Annotated in this window: 16 protein-coding genes; 9 read left to right on the forward strand and 7 right to left on the reverse strand. The window is 68.5% G+C overall.

What is annotated here, in order from left to right; translation table 11 throughout:
- Window positions 1-185 precede the first annotated feature (185 nt).
- Both AB0H42_RS34820 and AB0H42_RS34825 read right to left on the reverse strand, forming a co-directional pair.
- On the reverse strand, window positions 186-887 hold the full coding sequence (locus AB0H42_RS34820) for a ferritin-like fold-containing protein (RefSeq protein ID WP_357063943.1): 702 nt from the start codon (window positions 885-887) through the stop codon (window positions 186-188).
- 41 nt (window positions 888-928) lie between these two features.
- The gene (locus AB0H42_RS34825) at window positions 929-2,068 is read right to left on the reverse strand and encodes an alpha/beta hydrolase (protein ID WP_357063945.1); all 1,140 of its coding nucleotides are present in this window, start codon (window positions 2,066-2,068) and stop codon (window positions 929-931) included.
- 577 nt (window positions 2,069-2,645) lie between these two features.
- On the opposite strand from AB0H42_RS34825, the gene AB0H42_RS34830 reads away from it, so the two are divergent.
- From AB0H42_RS34830 to AB0H42_RS34850, 5 genes are all read left to right on the forward strand, one after another.
- A complete protein-coding gene (locus AB0H42_RS34830) occupies window positions 2,646-4,352 on the forward strand; it encodes a DEAD/DEAH box helicase (protein ID WP_357063968.1) in 1,707 nt (568 codons plus the stop codon).
- A gap of 130 nt (window positions 4,353-4,482) precedes the next feature.
- The gene (locus AB0H42_RS34835; protein ID WP_357063947.1) at window positions 4,483-5,769 is read left to right on the forward strand and encodes a PQQ-binding-like beta-propeller repeat protein; all 1,287 of its coding nucleotides are present in this window, start codon (window positions 4,483-4,485) and stop codon (window positions 5,767-5,769) included.
- 38 nt (window positions 5,770-5,807) lie between these two features.
- Entirely contained in the window at window positions 5,808-6,308 is a 501-nt protein-coding gene (locus AB0H42_RS34840) for a nitroreductase/quinone reductase family protein (protein ID WP_357063950.1), read from the forward strand.
- Between the two features lie 63 nt (window positions 6,309-6,371).
- Window positions 6,372-6,974: an acid phosphatase gene (locus tag AB0H42_RS34845; protein WP_357063952.1), complete on the forward strand. Its 603-nt coding sequence runs from the start codon at window positions 6,372-6,374 to the stop codon at window positions 6,972-6,974.
- A gap of 73 nt (window positions 6,975-7,047) precedes the next feature.
- Window positions 7,048-7,554: a GNAT family N-acetyltransferase gene (locus AB0H42_RS34850; RefSeq protein ID WP_357063954.1), complete on the forward strand. Its 507-nt coding sequence runs from the start codon at window positions 7,048-7,050 to the stop codon at window positions 7,552-7,554.
- 13 nt (window positions 7,555-7,567) lie between these two features.
- On the opposite strand, the gene AB0H42_RS34855 is transcribed toward AB0H42_RS34850, so the two are convergent.
- Window positions 7,568-7,987 carry a hypothetical protein gene (locus AB0H42_RS34855; protein ID WP_357063956.1) on the reverse strand — a complete coding sequence of 140 codons (420 nt, stop codon included), beginning with the start codon at window positions 7,985-7,987 and terminating at the stop codon, window positions 7,568-7,570.
- 396 nt (window positions 7,988-8,383) lie between these two features.
- Here AB0H42_RS34855 and AB0H42_RS34860 point away from each other — a divergent pair, with 396 nt between their 5' ends.
- Window positions 8,384-9,331: a diacylglycerol kinase family protein gene (locus AB0H42_RS34860; protein WP_357063958.1), complete on the forward strand. Its 948-nt coding sequence runs from the start codon at window positions 8,384-8,386 to the stop codon at window positions 9,329-9,331.
- 254 nt (window positions 9,332-9,585) lie between these two features.
- Window positions 9,586-9,840: a WhiB family transcriptional regulator gene (locus tag AB0H42_RS34865; RefSeq protein ID WP_062998119.1), complete on the forward strand. Its 255-nt coding sequence runs from the start codon at window positions 9,586-9,588 to the stop codon at window positions 9,838-9,840.
- A gap of 211 nt (window positions 9,841-10,051) precedes the next feature.
- On the opposite strand, the gene AB0H42_RS34870 is transcribed toward AB0H42_RS34865, so the two are convergent.
- From AB0H42_RS34870 to AB0H42_RS34885, 4 genes are all read right to left on the reverse strand, one after another.
- Complete coding sequence (locus AB0H42_RS34870; RefSeq protein ID WP_357063961.1) at window positions 10,052-11,566, reverse strand: histidine kinase N-terminal domain-containing protein; 1,515 nt, start codon at window positions 11,564-11,566, stop codon at window positions 10,052-10,054.
- A gap of 469 nt (window positions 11,567-12,035) precedes the next feature.
- Window positions 12,036-12,251, reverse strand: a complete 216-nt coding sequence (locus tag AB0H42_RS34875) for a biotin/lipoyl-binding carrier protein (RefSeq protein WP_063131520.1) — start codon at window positions 12,249-12,251, stop codon at window positions 12,036-12,038.
- A 310-nt stretch (window positions 12,252-12,561) separates the two neighbouring features.
- Window positions 12,562-12,834 (reverse strand): mycothiol system anti-sigma-R factor, encoded by a 273-nt coding sequence (rsrA, locus tag AB0H42_RS34880; RefSeq protein WP_051714882.1) that lies wholly within the window; start codon window positions 12,832-12,834, stop codon window positions 12,562-12,564.
- A gap of 20 nt (window positions 12,835-12,854) precedes the next feature.
- The gene (locus tag AB0H42_RS34885; protein ID WP_357063970.1) at window positions 12,855-13,523 is read right to left on the reverse strand and encodes a sigma-70 family RNA polymerase sigma factor; all 669 of its coding nucleotides are present in this window, start codon (window positions 13,521-13,523) and stop codon (window positions 12,855-12,857) included.
- Window positions 13,524-13,825: 302 nt separating this feature from the next.
- Between AB0H42_RS34885 and AB0H42_RS34890 the strand changes: the two genes are divergently transcribed.
- Window positions 13,826-14,317, forward strand: coding sequence for a YbaK/EbsC family protein (locus tag AB0H42_RS34890; protein WP_357063963.1), 492 nt, complete (start codon window positions 13,826-13,828; stop codon window positions 14,315-14,317).
- Between the two features lie 123 nt (window positions 14,318-14,440).
- Entirely contained in the window at window positions 14,441-14,764 is a 324-nt protein-coding gene (locus AB0H42_RS34895; protein ID WP_357063965.1) for a hypothetical protein, read from the forward strand.
- Window positions 14,765-14,852: the final 88 nt, after the last annotated feature.

Raw genomic sequence — 14,852 nt, forward strand, 5'->3', positions numbered from 1 at the left:
GGTCGGGGCCCTGTGACCCCGATTCTTCCCTCCTCCGCTCAGTCGCTGCGCTCCTTCGCTCCGTCGGTCCAGAATCGGGGGCGGGCCCCGACCACAGAGGTAGACCATCCGGAATAGACAGAAGGTGCATGCTGTCGTGCGCCTGGACCGGCCTGGAGAGGCTCACGTCCGGCCGTGTCGAAACGTCAGAGACCCAGTACCGCCATCCGTTCGGCGTGGGCGCTCTGCATATGTTCGAACAGCGTGGCGATCCCGTTGAGGTCCCCGGTGGCGGCCAGGACGAGTTCGGTGAGTTCGTCGCGCTGCGCCATCACGTACTGGGCCTGGGTGATCGCTTCGCCGAGCAGGCGCCGGCCCCACAGCGTCAGCCGGTCTCGTTCGGACCGGCTGGCCGCGACCGCGCGCCGGACCTCGTCCACGACGAATTCCGAATGGCCGGTGTCGGCGAGTACATCCCGCACCACGGCCGCCACGTCCGGGCTCAGCGCACCGGCGATCTCGCGGTAGAAGTCGGCGGCGATACCGTCACCGACATGGAATTTGACCATCGACTCCAGCCAGGTGGAGGGGTCGGTGGAACGGTGGTAGTCGTCGAGCGCCCGGGTGAACGGAGCCATGGCCGCGTACACATCGGCGCCTCGCGCGGCCAGTGCCACGTCGAGTCGTTCGAAATGCGCGAGTTCGGCCGCCGCCATCCGCGCCACCGCGACCTTGCCGCGCAGGGTGGGTGACAGCGTGGCTTCCTCGCTCAACCGGTAGAACGCGGATATCTCGCCGTAGGCGAGTACCGCGAACAAGTCGGTCACCCCGGCATGATCGGCCGGAATCGGCGAAGCGGACGAATCGCTCGGTGTAACACCCAGCCCGGCCGGTGACTGTGCTCCCATGGAACTCCAGCGTAGTACGCCACCGTGAGGTGATGCCGCGCTCACACCGGTGTGGTGAGGAACTTGTCGAGATAGGTCCAGGTCGTCGCGCGGGCGGTGGCGCCGGCGAGAATGCCGAGATGCCCGCCGGGCGCGGTCTCGTAGTGGACGGCTTTCGCCCCGGTGAGCGTGCGCAGACCGTGCTCGACCGCACGGGCCGGGGTGATGACATCGGCGGGCCCGCCGACCAGCAGTACCGGAGCGCCGATATCGGCCAGCCGGATCGGTCCCCGCCCGAAATCGACCACCCCGCGGCCGATTTCGTCGCGCAGCACCAGCCGGTTCCACAGCTGCTGGTACATGCGGCCCGGATAACCGGGCATATCGGCCATGAAGCGGTCGATGGCCTCCATTCGGGCCAGGGATTCGGTGCGGGCGAGATTGTTGGCCACGAACCAGGGCCGTTTGACCTCCCGGTCCCAGGCGGTGATGCGGTATGCGAGCCGGGTCAGGGGCGCCGGAACACCGCCTACCGCGCGCAGCGCCGCGCCCACGGCGTCGCCCGTACCGGTGAGCCGGGCGGCCGCCGCGAGCTGCGGGGTCATCGGCATCGCCCGGTAGTTCAGCGGTGCCCCGACCGCGGTGATCGACCGCACCGGCAGCGCACTGTCCGCTGCCGCGGTCAGCAGCGCCATGGTGCCGCCCAGCGACCAACCGACCAGATCCACCTCCGGCTCGCCGCCGGCGGCTGCCCGATCGGCGGCGGTGCGGCGGATCGCCTCGGGCAGGATGTCGTAGACCCAGTCGTCGAAGCCCATCCGGCGGTCGGCGTAGGTGATCTCGCCGTAGTCGATCACGTACGGCGCGCGGCCGGTCTCCAGCAGGAACTCCGCGAGGCTCTGGCCCGGGCGCAGATCGAAGCAGCTCGCGGGCGCGGCGAGGGGCGGCACCAGCAGTACCGCGGCCGCCGCCGGGTCGGCCGTCCCGGCGAGCAGGGCCGGTTCGAAACGCCGGAGCAGGCGATGCGGTTCGTCCCACAGCACCGTGGCCGGGGTCGGGCGGCGCCCTTCCACGCCGTCACCGAACGTCAGCGCCCAGGCGTTGCGCGCGGCCCGCTCGACGGTCCGGGACAGCTCGCCGTCCGGGTCCACCGCACGGACGGCGCGATCGGCCAGGGCGATACCTCGGTCTGCGATGCTCACGGCACGAATCTCTCATAGATGTATACGGCGGTACCAGTTATGCCGATGGCCGACCTGCCGGGTGTGTGCCGAATCACTTCGCACGAACGATGGTCTCCGGGTATGTACGAACACCTGCCACACCGGGCGAAACGCTCTGCCGCGCAGGACTGCTCAGCGGAAGGGAACACCGAAAAGATCAACGTCCAGCGGATTCGCGCGAGCGCCTTTCGGAGCGCGGAACAATAGCACGCTACAATCGCGACGGACAACGGAAGAATTCAGCCGATCCATGAGAACCGGCAGCGCCGAAAGCCGCGCACCCCGGGTGCGCCGTGCGGTGGCGAAGAATTCTCCGGGGTCCACGGAAAATGTGCGCGCACCAGATCCGCATCACCGATGCGCTGCGCCGATGCCCGAGCTTCGCTGCCCTCATCCGGGCACCTGCCGACATCCGGCGGCGGCCCGGGTGAGTATCGCAGGGCGGATCCGTGGTCGTCGCGGACCGGCCGGTCCGCCCCACGCCTCGTGCGCGTGTAGCGCGATAACGAGGGAAGGCACGAACCTGAGCAAGATCACAGTTGAACCGGAACCCGGTCTGGCGGAGACGCTGCTGACAGCCGAGTTGGACTCCGCACACACCGCACCGACTTTCACCGAATTGGGAGTACGCGACGAAATCGTGCGCGCGCTCGGTGAGATCGGTATCGAACGCACTTTCGCAATCCAGGAACTCACCCTGCCCCTGGCCCTGGCCGGCGAGGATCTCATCGGCCAGGCCCGTACCGGAATGGGTAAAACCTTCGGTTTCGGAGTTCCATTGCTGCACCGGATCAGCACCACCGAATCCGGTACCACGCCGCTGGACGGCACCCCGCGCGCCCTGGTCATCGTGCCGACGCGCGAACTGTGCATCCAGGTGACCCAGGACCTGGAGAACGCGGCGAAATACCTCACGAACCAGAAGGGTCCGCTGCGGGTCACCTCGATCTACGGCGGTCGCCCCTACGAAGCGCAGATCGCGGCGTTGCGCTCGGGCGTCGATGTCGTGGTCGGTACGCCGGGCCGCCTGCTCGACCTGGCCGATCAGCAGCATCTGATCCTCGGCAAAGTGGGCGTCCTGGTATTGGACGAGGCCGACGAAATGCTCGATCTGGGCTTTCTGCCCGATATCGAGCGCATTCTCGGCATGGTGCCGGACAAACGGCAGACCATGCTGTTCTCGGCGACCATGCCCGGTCCGATCATCACCCTGGCCCGCACTTTCCTCACCCGGCCGACCCATATCCGCGCCGAGGAACCCCATGATTCGGCGGTACACGATCGCACCGCGCAATTCGTGTACCGGGCGCACGCGCTGGACAAGAGTGAACTGGTCGCGCGGGTGCTCCAGGCCGAGAGCCGGGGCGCCACCATGATCTTCACCCGCACCAAACGCACCGCGCAGAAGGTCGCCGACGAATTGGCCGAACGCGGTTTCGCGGTCGGCGCGGTCCACGGTGATCTCGGGCAGATCGCACGCGAGAAAGCCCTGACGAAATTCCGGAAGGGCAGCATCGATGTCCTGGTCGCGACCGATGTGGCGGCACGCGGTATCGATATCGACGATGTGACCCATGTCGTGAACTACCAGTGCCCCGAGGACGAGAAGACCTATGTGCACCGGATCGGCCGCACCGGCCGGGCCGGGCGCACCGGTGTCGCGGTCACGCTGATCGACTGGGACGAACTGACCCGCTGGGCGTCCATCGACGCCGCGCTCGGGCTGGGCATTCCCGACCCCGTGGAAACCTATTCGCGTTCCCCGCACCTGTTCGCCGATCTGGGCATCCCGGAAGGCGTCACCGGCACCGTCGGCGCGCACAAACCCCAGCGCGATCCCGATGCCATGGTGGTGGAGCGGCCCGAGCGGGCCCCACGCAAGCGCAACCGCCGGCGCACCCGCGGCGGCCAACCGGTCGAGGCGGACGCGACCACGACCGAGACCAACGCGCCGGCCGGGACCGGCCCGGACGACGAGGCACAGCCGGCCGAGGCACCCGCGCGGCGGCGACGCCGCCGGCGGCGTCCGGCCGATACCGAGTCCGGTGGAGCCGAGGACAACGGTTCGGGTGCATCCGATACGCCGGCGGCCGCGTCCGATACCGCGGCGGCCGAGTCCGGGGACAGCGGCGCGGACAAGCCCGCCCGCCGCCGCCGGCGCCGTAAACCGGCCGACGCCGAGAACGGCGGTGACGGCGCCCCGCGTGCCGATACCGCCGACAGCCCGGCGCCGGTGACCGAGAACGCAGCGGCGCAGGCCTGACGAGCGAACCACGAGCGCCGGCGGTGACCGATACCGCCGGCGCTCGTGGTGTATCCGGAGCCGGGACACCGGTATGGGGGCTCCCGAGCACCGTCGGGTGCGGTACCAGCCATCCGTTACGCTCGCCTACGTGCTCGCACCCGAGCGGCGAACGCGCGCCGACGTCATCACCGCAGCCGCGATAGCCGTGTTCGTGGTGGTCGCGGTGATCGTGGCGTGGGCGACCAGTGGGGTGGCGAACACCGAGTCGATCGTCGCCGGCGAGCCGGCCCGGCCGCCGCAGCCCGCCGCGAAATTACCCGGAAAACTCCAGGAGATGTGGCGCGCGACCGATACGGCGACCGGCCGGGCGCTCACCGCCGAGGGCGTCGCGGTCACCGGGGCGGACGGCAGTGTGATCGGGCACGATCCGCGGACCGGCGAACAGGTGTGGCGTTACACCCGCGAGCTGCCGCTGTGCGGAGTGGAATCCCAGTTCGGCATGGTCGTCGCCGTCTACCGCACCGACCGCGGCTGTAGCGAGACGACCATGGTCTCCGGTGCCGACGGGCAACGCCGGACCGCTCGCAGCAGCTATATGGACGGTCAGGTGCGACTGTCGGTCGACGGCACCTACGTCCTCGCCCAGGGTCCCGATCGGCTGGAGGTCTGGCGGTCGGATCTGGTGCGCACCCTCGAGTACGGCCATGTGGACGCCAAGGAGAACTGGAAGACCCAGCCCCGGAAGGGTTGCGCGCTGCTGTCGGCCTCCTCCAGCCCATCCCGGCTGGTGGTACTGGAACGCTGCCCGGGCGAGCCGGCGGACCGGATCACCGTGCTGGCGCCGGCCCCCAAGGACGACAATGTGCCCGAGGAGTACGGGTCACGACTACTGGAGGGCGCGGGCGCCGCATCCGCCGACGCGCGTGTGATCGCGGTGTCGGACAACCGGATCGCGGTCTACCAGCCCGGCACCGACGGACCCGAACCCGAGGCGCCGCGACTGACGATCCTCGACGCCAAGGGCAATCCCCTCGTGGTGCAGGAACTCTCGGCCCCGCTCGACCGGACCGCCGCGACCGTACGCACCGCCTCCGCGTTCCTGGTGTTCACCGGCAACAGCGTGATCGCCCTGCAGGCGACTACGTTCGAACCGATGTGGACCGCGGCGGACGCGCTCGGTCCACCGGTGCCGATGGCCGGGAAACTGCTGCTCCCGGTACCGGGTGCGATCGCCGCCCTCGACCCGGCCACCGGCGCGCAGACCAACCGCATCCCGGTGACGCGGCCCGATTACGGCGGCGGCCCGATCTCGCTCGGTGTACTCGGCACCACGGTGCTCGAACACCGCGACGGTCAACTCGTGGCCCTCGCCGACCCCGCGACCGTCGACGCACCGCGCAGTGATACCGAGCGGCCCGCAAAACCCTTGCGGTGAACCGTTTTCTGTCGGTGCACTCCGGCAGACTGCGCGCCATGACCGAAGCAGCGCGACCTCTCGATGCGGCCCCTGTGGCCGACCGTCTCCGTTACGACGATCCCGACGCCCCGTGGAACCAGTACACCGAGCAGGGCCCGGCCGACTGGAACACCGAGGTGATCCGGGAGTTCCGGGCCAACGGCGGACGGGTCGGCGGAGCCTACGCGGAGGCCGAACTGCTGTTGCTCACCACCACCGGCGCGCGGACCGGTAAACGGCATGTGGTCCCGCTGGGCGCGCTGTACCGCGGCGAAACCCTGTACATCAGTTCGTTCATCGAGGGTGGCTACCCCGCCTGGTACCACAATGTGCGCGCGGATCCGGCGGTGATCGTGGAACTGGGCGATCACATCTACCACGGCACCGCCCGGGTGCTCACCGGCGCCGAGTACGACGAATTCGCGGACTGGGTACTGGCGAACAATCCGTTGCTCGCCGATTTCCAGGCCACCACCGAACATCCGGTACCGCTGGTGGTGCTCACCCTCGCCACCTGACGCCCAGCACCGGCGGGGTCCCGGATCGCCGCGATCGCCCGGCGGCCGGGCATGATGGACCGTATGCCCGGCTCCGACGACGCCCGTGTGGTGCTGGTCCGCCACGGTGAGACCGATTGGTCGGTGCGGCACCGCCACACCGGCCGCACCGACCTGCCGCTGACCGATACCGGTGCCCGGCAGGCCACCGCAGCAGGCCGGGTGCTGGCCACGCTGCGGTTGCGCGATCCGCTGGTCTACGTCAGTCCTCGCGTGCGTGCCCGGCGCACCGCCGAGTTGGCCGGGCTACCCGACCCGGAGATCGATCCCGACCTCGCCGAATGGGACTACGGCGACTACGAGGGCCGCACCACCGCCGAGATCCGCACCCGGGACGCCGGCTGGACGGTGTGGACCGGCACGATTCCCGGTGGCGAATCGGCCGAACAGATCGGCGCCCGCGCCGACCGGGTGCTGCGCCGGGCGGCCGCCGCTCTCGGCACCCGGGATGTGGTCCTGGTCGGGCACGGGCACTTCTCCCGGGCCCTCATCGCCCGCTGGCTGGGGTTCGAGGTCCGGGAGGGACGCCGGTTCGCGCTGACCACCGCCGCGGTCAGCGTCCTGGGCCACGAACACGAGGACCCGACGTTATGGGCGCACAATCTGCACGCCGGCACCCTCGAATGATTTTCCGCGGGCGGCCGGCCCGCCACGCTTTCTCCCGGGCCCCGGCCCACGACCAGATAAGGATTCCGCGCCCGTGACCTCCGCCCCGCTCATCCGCCGCGCCGCTCCCGCCGACGTGCCCGCCCTCGTCGATCTGGTCTACGGCCTGGCCGAATACGAGAGAGCCCGGGACGAATGCACGCTCACGACCGACCAACTGCACACCGCGCTGTTCGGTCCCGAGCCCGCGGTTTTCGCCCATGTGGCGCTGCTGGACGAAGTGATCAGCGGCTGCGCCATCTGGTTCCGCAACTTCTCCACCTGGGACGGCGTGCACGGGATCTATCTCGAGGATCTGTACGTCACCCCCGCGGCCCGCGGTAGCGGTCTGGGCCGGGCGCTGCTCGCGGCGCTCGCCCACGAGGCGCGGACCCACGGCTACAGCCGAGTGAGCTGGTCGGTGCTCACCTGGAACACGCCCTCGATCGGGTTCTACGAATCACTCGGCGCGCGCGTCCAGGACGACTGGGTGGGCTACCGGCTCGCCGGCGAAGCACTCACCGCCCTGGCCGATACCGCGGCGACCGCCGCGGACCGGTGAATCGCGGCGCCGCTCATTCCTCGCCGGTCACCCCGTACTCCTGCGCTGCCCAGCGCGAGGTCGGCGGCGCGAACAACAGGCCCAGCGCTCCCAGCGCCACCACTCCCAGCGCGGTTCCGTACAGCGGCTGCCCCGACCCGAACAGCAGCGACCACACCACCGGCAACAGCAGCAGCTGGGTGATCACCGCGATCGCCCGCCCCCAGCGCTGCCCGAACAGCAGGCCGATCCCGGAAGCCAGCACCGCGCCGCCCAGAATCCCGAACCACATGGCCGTGCCGTAGCCGCTGATCTCGTCCTCCCGATGCCCCAGCAGTGCCCGCACGATCAGCACCGCCGCCACGATCACCGCGACCGCGCCCTCCAGCGTCACCAACCCCCCGGCCCCACGGACCGTCCCGGGCACACCACCGACGTCTTTTCGCTCGACCACCCGGCCAGCTTAGGTGGACACAGCCCCACCCCACCCCACAGCGTCACGTGATCGCTACCCCGACCCGCCACGGCAAGCACCGGACATCAGGCGCCTCTACAACCATCCGTACCTTCCGAGTGCCGAGTTCGGCGAGGCCCGCAAAGGGTCGAGGCCCGTCCCGCCCTTGGCCGCAGGTGCTCGACGGTCGCACTCTATGGACGGCCCACCGCACATCCCATGCGATGTGCGGTGGGCCGTTCGAGGAACGCGACCATCGAGCACCTGCGGCCAAGGTGCTCACCTACTCGGGCCGAGTGCGAGTCCCGGGCGCTGAACGGCGGGACCGAGGGGGCCTCGACCCCGCGGCGCCGGAGGCGCCGCCATGAGCACAGCTCGTTCCATTAAGGTGCGTAGGTGCGGACGTTGTTGATCGTCAACCCCAATGCGACCTCTACCACGGCGGCCACGCGAGATCTGCTCGCGCACGCGCTCGAGAGCCGGACCCAGCTGACGGTGGCGCACACCCAGCATCGCGGGCATGCCGCGGAGCTGGCGCAGTGGGCGGCGACCAATGAGATGGATCTGATCGTGGTGCACGGCGGGGATGGGACGGTCAACGAGACCATCAACGGTTTCGTCCCGCTGCCGGAGGTGGACGACGGGCAGGTGTGGCGGCCGCGGCTCGGCATAATTCCCGGTGGTTCGGCCAATGTGTTCGCGCGGTCGCTCGCTATCCGGCCGGATCCGGTGGCGGCCACCAATCAGTTGATCGATCTGCTCAAGGCCGGTGACGCGGACCGCCGAATCGGGTTGGGGCTCACCGATGATCGCTGGTTCTGTTTCAGTGCGGGTGTCGGTTTGGACGCCGATGTATGTGCCGCGATCGACATGGCGCGGGCCAAGGGGCATGCCGCGACACCGGCACGCTATGTGCGCACGACCGTCCGTCAATTTTTCCGCGCCAAACAGGACCGGCCCGAAGTCACGGTGCACGTGCCCGGCCGCGAGCCCGTTTCCGGTGTTCATTACGCCTTTGTGACCAATACCAGTCCCTGGACTTATCTGAACACGACCCCGGTGTGTACCAATCCGGGTACCCGGTTCGAAACCGGACTCGGTGTGTTCGCCGTGCGAACCCTGGCGTTACTGCCTACACTTCGCCTGGCGACACAACTGCTGTCGCCGCACTCCGAGCCGAAGTCGCGGAAATTGTTCCGGGACGACGACGTGCCGTCGGTGCGCATCACCAGTGCTGATCCCATCGGGCTGCAAATCGACGGCGACTTCATCGGCGAACGCGACGTGGTGGATTTCACCGCTGTATCCAACGTCCTGGACGTGGTCGCCCCGCGGCCGGTTTGAACTGACGCATTCGGGAAATACATCTCGTTGTGCTGCAGAAACCGGCGTAGGCGAGTACAAAGGACTGCGGCAGGTCCCCGATGCGGGACTTCAGTGCGTGAGCTTCCCCACGGTGCATCGGATACCTATTGACATCTACGGTGTTCGTGAAAGCATTCACAAGCAACCGTGCGGAAACATTGAGTTCGCACAAGTGAACGACCCACCAACCGAATCGGCGCCCGGTAGCGGCGCCCAACTAAGGAGCAGAAGGAATGGACTGGCGCCATAAGGCCATCTGTCGCGACGAGGACCCTGAGCTGTTTTTCCCGGTGGGCAACAGTGGTCCTGCGCTCGCGCAGATTGCCGATGCCAAGCTGGTCTGCGCTCGCTGCCCTGTTACCGCCGAATGCCTGTCCTGGGCTCTGGGTTCCGGGCAGGACGCCGGCGTATGGGGCGGAATGAGTGAAGACGAGCGGCGTGCGCTCAAGCGCCGCAATGCGCGTACCCGCACTCGGACCTCCGTCTAGAGCGCAGGGAAGCGATTACCGGACCCGGCCCGGTCCGGGAAGTCGCGAGTGCCCGGCACCAGCATTCTGGTGCCGGGCTGAATCTTTTCTATGGCACGGCGGCACGGTTGACGGACTTTGCCGGAATACAGCCCCAGAAATCCTCGCGGTGTTTTCGACCACAGGTGATCACAGGTGTGCATAATTGATACCGGCGAGTTTCCGTCAGGTATCACCGTGCCGAGCGGCGCCCCAGCGGCACGCGCAGTACCGCGTCGGTGCCGATATCGGCCCCCGGATGCAGGCCGATGGTACCGCCCAACTCCGCAGTCACCAGCGTGCGCACGATCTGCAGGCCGAGACTGTCCGAGGACTGCAGGCTGAATCCTTCCGGCAGCCCTCGCCCGTCATCACTGATGATCACGTCCAGCCAGCGTGCGGAACGCTCCGCGCGGATGGTCACCGTGCCGTTCTGCCCGCCGTCGAAGGCGTGCTCGATAGCGTTCTGCACCAATTCGGTAAGCACCATGACCAGCGGAGTCGCCCGTTCCGCGGAGAAGACGCCGAGAGATCCGGTCCGCCGCACCGTGATCCGGGCCGTATGCACCGTGGCGACGTCGGCCATGATCGGCAACAGCCGGTCGACGACCTCGTCCAGATCGACTTCCTCGTCGACCGACATGGACAGCATCTCGTGCACCGACGCGATGGAGGTGACCCGGCGCACCGATTCGGTGAGCGCCACCCGCGCCTCGTCGTTCTCGGTACGACGGGCCTGCAGCCGCAGCAGCGCGGCCACCGTCTGCAGGTTGTTCTTCACCCGGTGGTGGATCTCGCGGATGGTGGCGTCTTTGCTGAGCAGCGCCCGGTCCCGGCGTTTGACCTCGGTGACATCACGGACCAGCACCGCCGCCCCGGCCAGTTGCCCGTGCGGCCGCAACACCAGGGTGCGCAGCAGCACGGTGGCCCCCCGCGCCTCCACCTCCATCCGGCGTCCGGTACGACCCGCCAGAGCGGCCTGGATATCCCCCACCACCTCCTGCGCATCGAACGGGTCGGTGATCAGCGACCGGGTGGTGACGGCCAGATCCTGGCCCGCCAGATCGGCCTGCAACCCCATGCGGTGATACGCCGACAGCGCGTTCGGGCTCGCATAGGTGACGATCCCCTCGGTATCGAGCCGGATGAACCCGTCGCCCGCCCGCGGACTGGAATGGGTGGCAGCGCGATCCTCCGTGGTCGGGAACGTCCCGTCGGCGATCATCTGGCACAGGTCGTCGGCACACGCGACATAGGCGATCTCGAGCCCGCTGCGCACCCGCGAACGCTGCCGGTCGGTGTCCCGGCTGAGCACCGCGATCACATCGTCGCCGCACCGCACCGGAATCGCCTCCCGGATCGCGTGCACCGGATGCGGATGGTAGACCCCCTGCGCCTCCCCCTCGGTATCGGTGCGCACGATCTCCCCACGGGTAAGCGCCTCGAACACCCGCGAATGCTCGGAATACCGGGCTGTGGTCCCGACCAGATCCTCCAGATGCACCGTCGGCGCGGTGGTCGGCCTGCACTGGGCGACACACACGATATCGGCGCCGTCACCGACCGGCCCCGCCCCCACCCACAGCAGCAGATCCGAAAACGACAGGTCGGCGAGCAACTGCCAGTCACCGACCACCCGCTGCAGATGATCCACCCCCACCCCGGGCAGATCGGTGTGCTCGGCCAGCAAATCACTCAGTGTCGACATACTGTAATTTTGGCGCGCCTTCGGCGCGCGGGGTTGAGGCCCCCTTGGTCCCGCCGGTCAGCGCCCGAGACTCGCGCCTTCGGCGCATGCGATGTGCGGCGGGCCGTTCAAAGAGTGCGACCTTTGAGCACCTTCGGCTAAGGGGCGGGACGGGCCTCTACCCTTCGAAGGCCTCGCTGGACTCGGCACCGGGAACGTGGACCTTCCTCGGAGGGAAACAGATGCGAGGTCGGCAGGGCGGAGTCTCGGCCTCGGAGCCGGACATCGAATGCCGACGCAACCACATGCGTCGAGTTTTGCGAGACACCTCAAAGGTGTTGAGGCCCGTCTCGCCCCTTGGCCGAAGGTGCTCAAAGGTCGCACTCTTTGAACGGCCCGCCGGACATCGCATGCGCCGGAGGCGCGAGTCTCGAGGCCCGAACGGCGAGACCAAGGGGGCCTCGACCCCGCGCGCGCCAGCGCGCCAAAATTACTGCACGACGGCGATGAGGTCGCCCTGCTGGAGCACCTGGCCCGGGGTGACCGCGATGGAGGCGACCTCGCCACCGACCTCGGTGATCACGGGGATCTCCATCTTCATGGATTCGAGCAGAACGAGGGTCTGATCGATCGCCACCTGTTCCCCGACTTCGACCTCGACGGTGAGCACCGTGGACACCATCTCCGCCCGCACTTCTTCCGCCATGACACCCCGTTCGCTCGGTTCGCTCCGGTAGCGGGGGCCCTGCCCGCTGTACCGCCGTCGGTACAGCCAACCACACATGGAAGAATGGCCGGGATCAACATGTACTCCCCGCAGTCGCGGGATATGTCCCCAGGAGGGAGCTACCGATGGGTAAGCGTGGCCGCAAGAAGCGCAGCCGTAAGGGAAATGCCGCCAATCACGGCAAGCGTCCCAACGCCTGAGCCGACCGGCTGAGGCCGGGCACAGACCACGAGCGGCCCGCACTTCCCAGGAAGTGCGGGCCGCTCGGTGTCCGGGTGGTGGGCCGGTATCAGGCCCGGTTCGGGTCGGCCGGGAGATCGCCGGCCCGGAAGGTCACCGCACGGATCTCCACGGTGAGCCGTTCGCGCAGCGAATCGGGGGCCTTGTCGCCGCCGCATTTGCGGTGCAGCATGCTCTTGATCTTCTCTTCGATGCCGTAGGCCTCGATGCAGGGTGCGCAGTGGTCCATATGGTGCTGGAGCCGCTCGCGGGTGCGGTCGTCGCATTCGCCGTCGAGCATGAGCCAGACGTCGGCCAGTACCGCCGTGCAGTCGAGCTCCATATCGGGGTCGTGCTCGGTGCTCACTGCTTGACCTCCTGGCGCACCGCCGCGGCGGTATCGGCATCGCCGGACTCGGACGCGTTGCGATTGAACCCGCGTTCGCGCGCCACATCGGCGAGCAAACCCTTCAGTTGTTTCCGTCCGCGATGCAGCCGGGACATCACCGTACCGATCGGCGTGCCCATGATGTCGGCGATCTCCTTGTACGGGAACCCTTCGACATCGGCGTAGTACACCGCCATCCGGAACTCCTCGGGCAGTTGCACGAGGGCGGCCTTGATGTCGTCGTCGGGAAGAGCGTCGAGGGCCTCGACCTCGGCCGAGCGCAGGCCGGTGGAGCTGTGTTCGGCGGTGGCGGCGAGCTGCCAGTCGGTGATCTCCTCGGTGGGGTACTGCGCGGGCTGGCGCTGTTTCTTCCGATACGAGTTGATGTAGGTGTTGGTGAGGATCCGGTAGAGCCAGGCCCGCAGGTTGGTGCCTTCTTTGAAGGACTTGAAACCGGCATAGGCCTTGACATAGGTCTCCTGGACCAGGTCTTCGGCGTCGGCGGGGTTACGCGTCATCCGCAGGGCAGCGCCGTAGAGCTGGTCCAGCATGGGTAGCGCGTCCCGCTCGAACCGCTGAACCAGTTCGGCGTCGGTCTCCGGCTGCCCGGCAGGCCGCGCGTCGGCGCCGGTGTCGGTCGCCACGTCGTCCTCGCTCGTCACACCTGTCCCTTCGATCGGCTTACCTGCCAAATCTACCGGGAGCGTGAACTGCGGGAAGAACCGCGTGCGCGCCGGAGCCGGATCATGGTGGACCGGGCGTGGTTCGACGAGAACGGGCACCGTCACTCCTTCACTCGTGCGCGGGGCCGCACCAGCGGAACCGTCTGTTCCGTCCGATGCGCTGTTTCTGCCGCGTACAACTCACTGTGCGCGCGAAGTGTTCCCCGACCATGGGAAAGTCACCTCACAGACCGGGTCGGCGCCCCCCGGGTAGGGTCCGGCCCATGGCAGCAGCCGCCACTCCGGCGATCCGGGCACTGGTCACCGCCGGTGCCGCACACACCGTGCACAGCTACGACCACGACCCGCGCGCCGGGACCTACGGTGGCGAAGCGGTCGATGTGCTGGTCGCCCGTCTCGGTGTCGAACCGGGGCAGATCTTCAAGACGCTGGTGCTGGAGTTGTCCACCGGAGCGCTGGCGGTCGCGGTACTGCCTGTTCCGGGCACGCTGTCACTGAAGGCCGCGGCGGCGGCGCTGGGGGCGCCCAAGGCGGCACTGGCCGACCGGACCCGGGCCGAGCGCGGGACCGGTTACGTTCTGGGCGGTATCTCTCCGCTGGGACAGCGCACACGCCATCCCACAGTGATCGACGACTCCGCGCTCGGCTGGGATCGGGTGCTGTGCAGTGCGGGACGGCGGGGCCTGGAGATCGAGGTCGCGCCCGCCGATCTGGTCCGGCTGACCGGCGCGGTCACCGCCCCGGTCACCGCCTGAGCCGGGCGGCGCGGAGCCGGATCGGCCCGCTCCCCGCGCGCCGAGCGGCAATTCCCCAGGTCAGACCTGTTCGTATGCGTTACTTGGTACGACCGATCGTCCGACCCGAGGATGTGATGCGATATGTCCCCGCGCAAATCTGTGCGCACCGTGTTCTTCGCCGTGTCCGCGGCTGTGGTGCTGTCCGCCGGCCCGGCGGTGCTGTCGGCACCGGTGGCCCTGGCGGCGCCGGGTGAGTTCCCGCTCGCCGACCAGGGTGGTTCGGAGAACGAACCGGAGAGCCGCACCCCGGAGAACGAGCTCGGTGAGCGCGCCGAGGAAGCCGGCGAGCGCGCCGAGGAGGCCGGCGGCGGAGTGGTGACCGAGGTCATCGATCTGAGCGGCGATATTTTGAAATGCGGCTTGCACATCGCCACTCCGGCGATCGAATGCCCGCTGGGCAGTTGAGCCTCGCGTCGGCCCGGGACGGTGCATGCACGGCGAGTTCGGTGGTGAGCCCGGACAATCCGGCCTTGCTCGCGGCATTGGAGGCCTG

The sequence above is a fragment of the Nocardia sp. NPDC050799 genome, from assembly GCF_040654015.1.
GTDB lineage: Bacteria > Actinomycetota > Actinomycetes > Mycobacteriales > Mycobacteriaceae > Nocardia.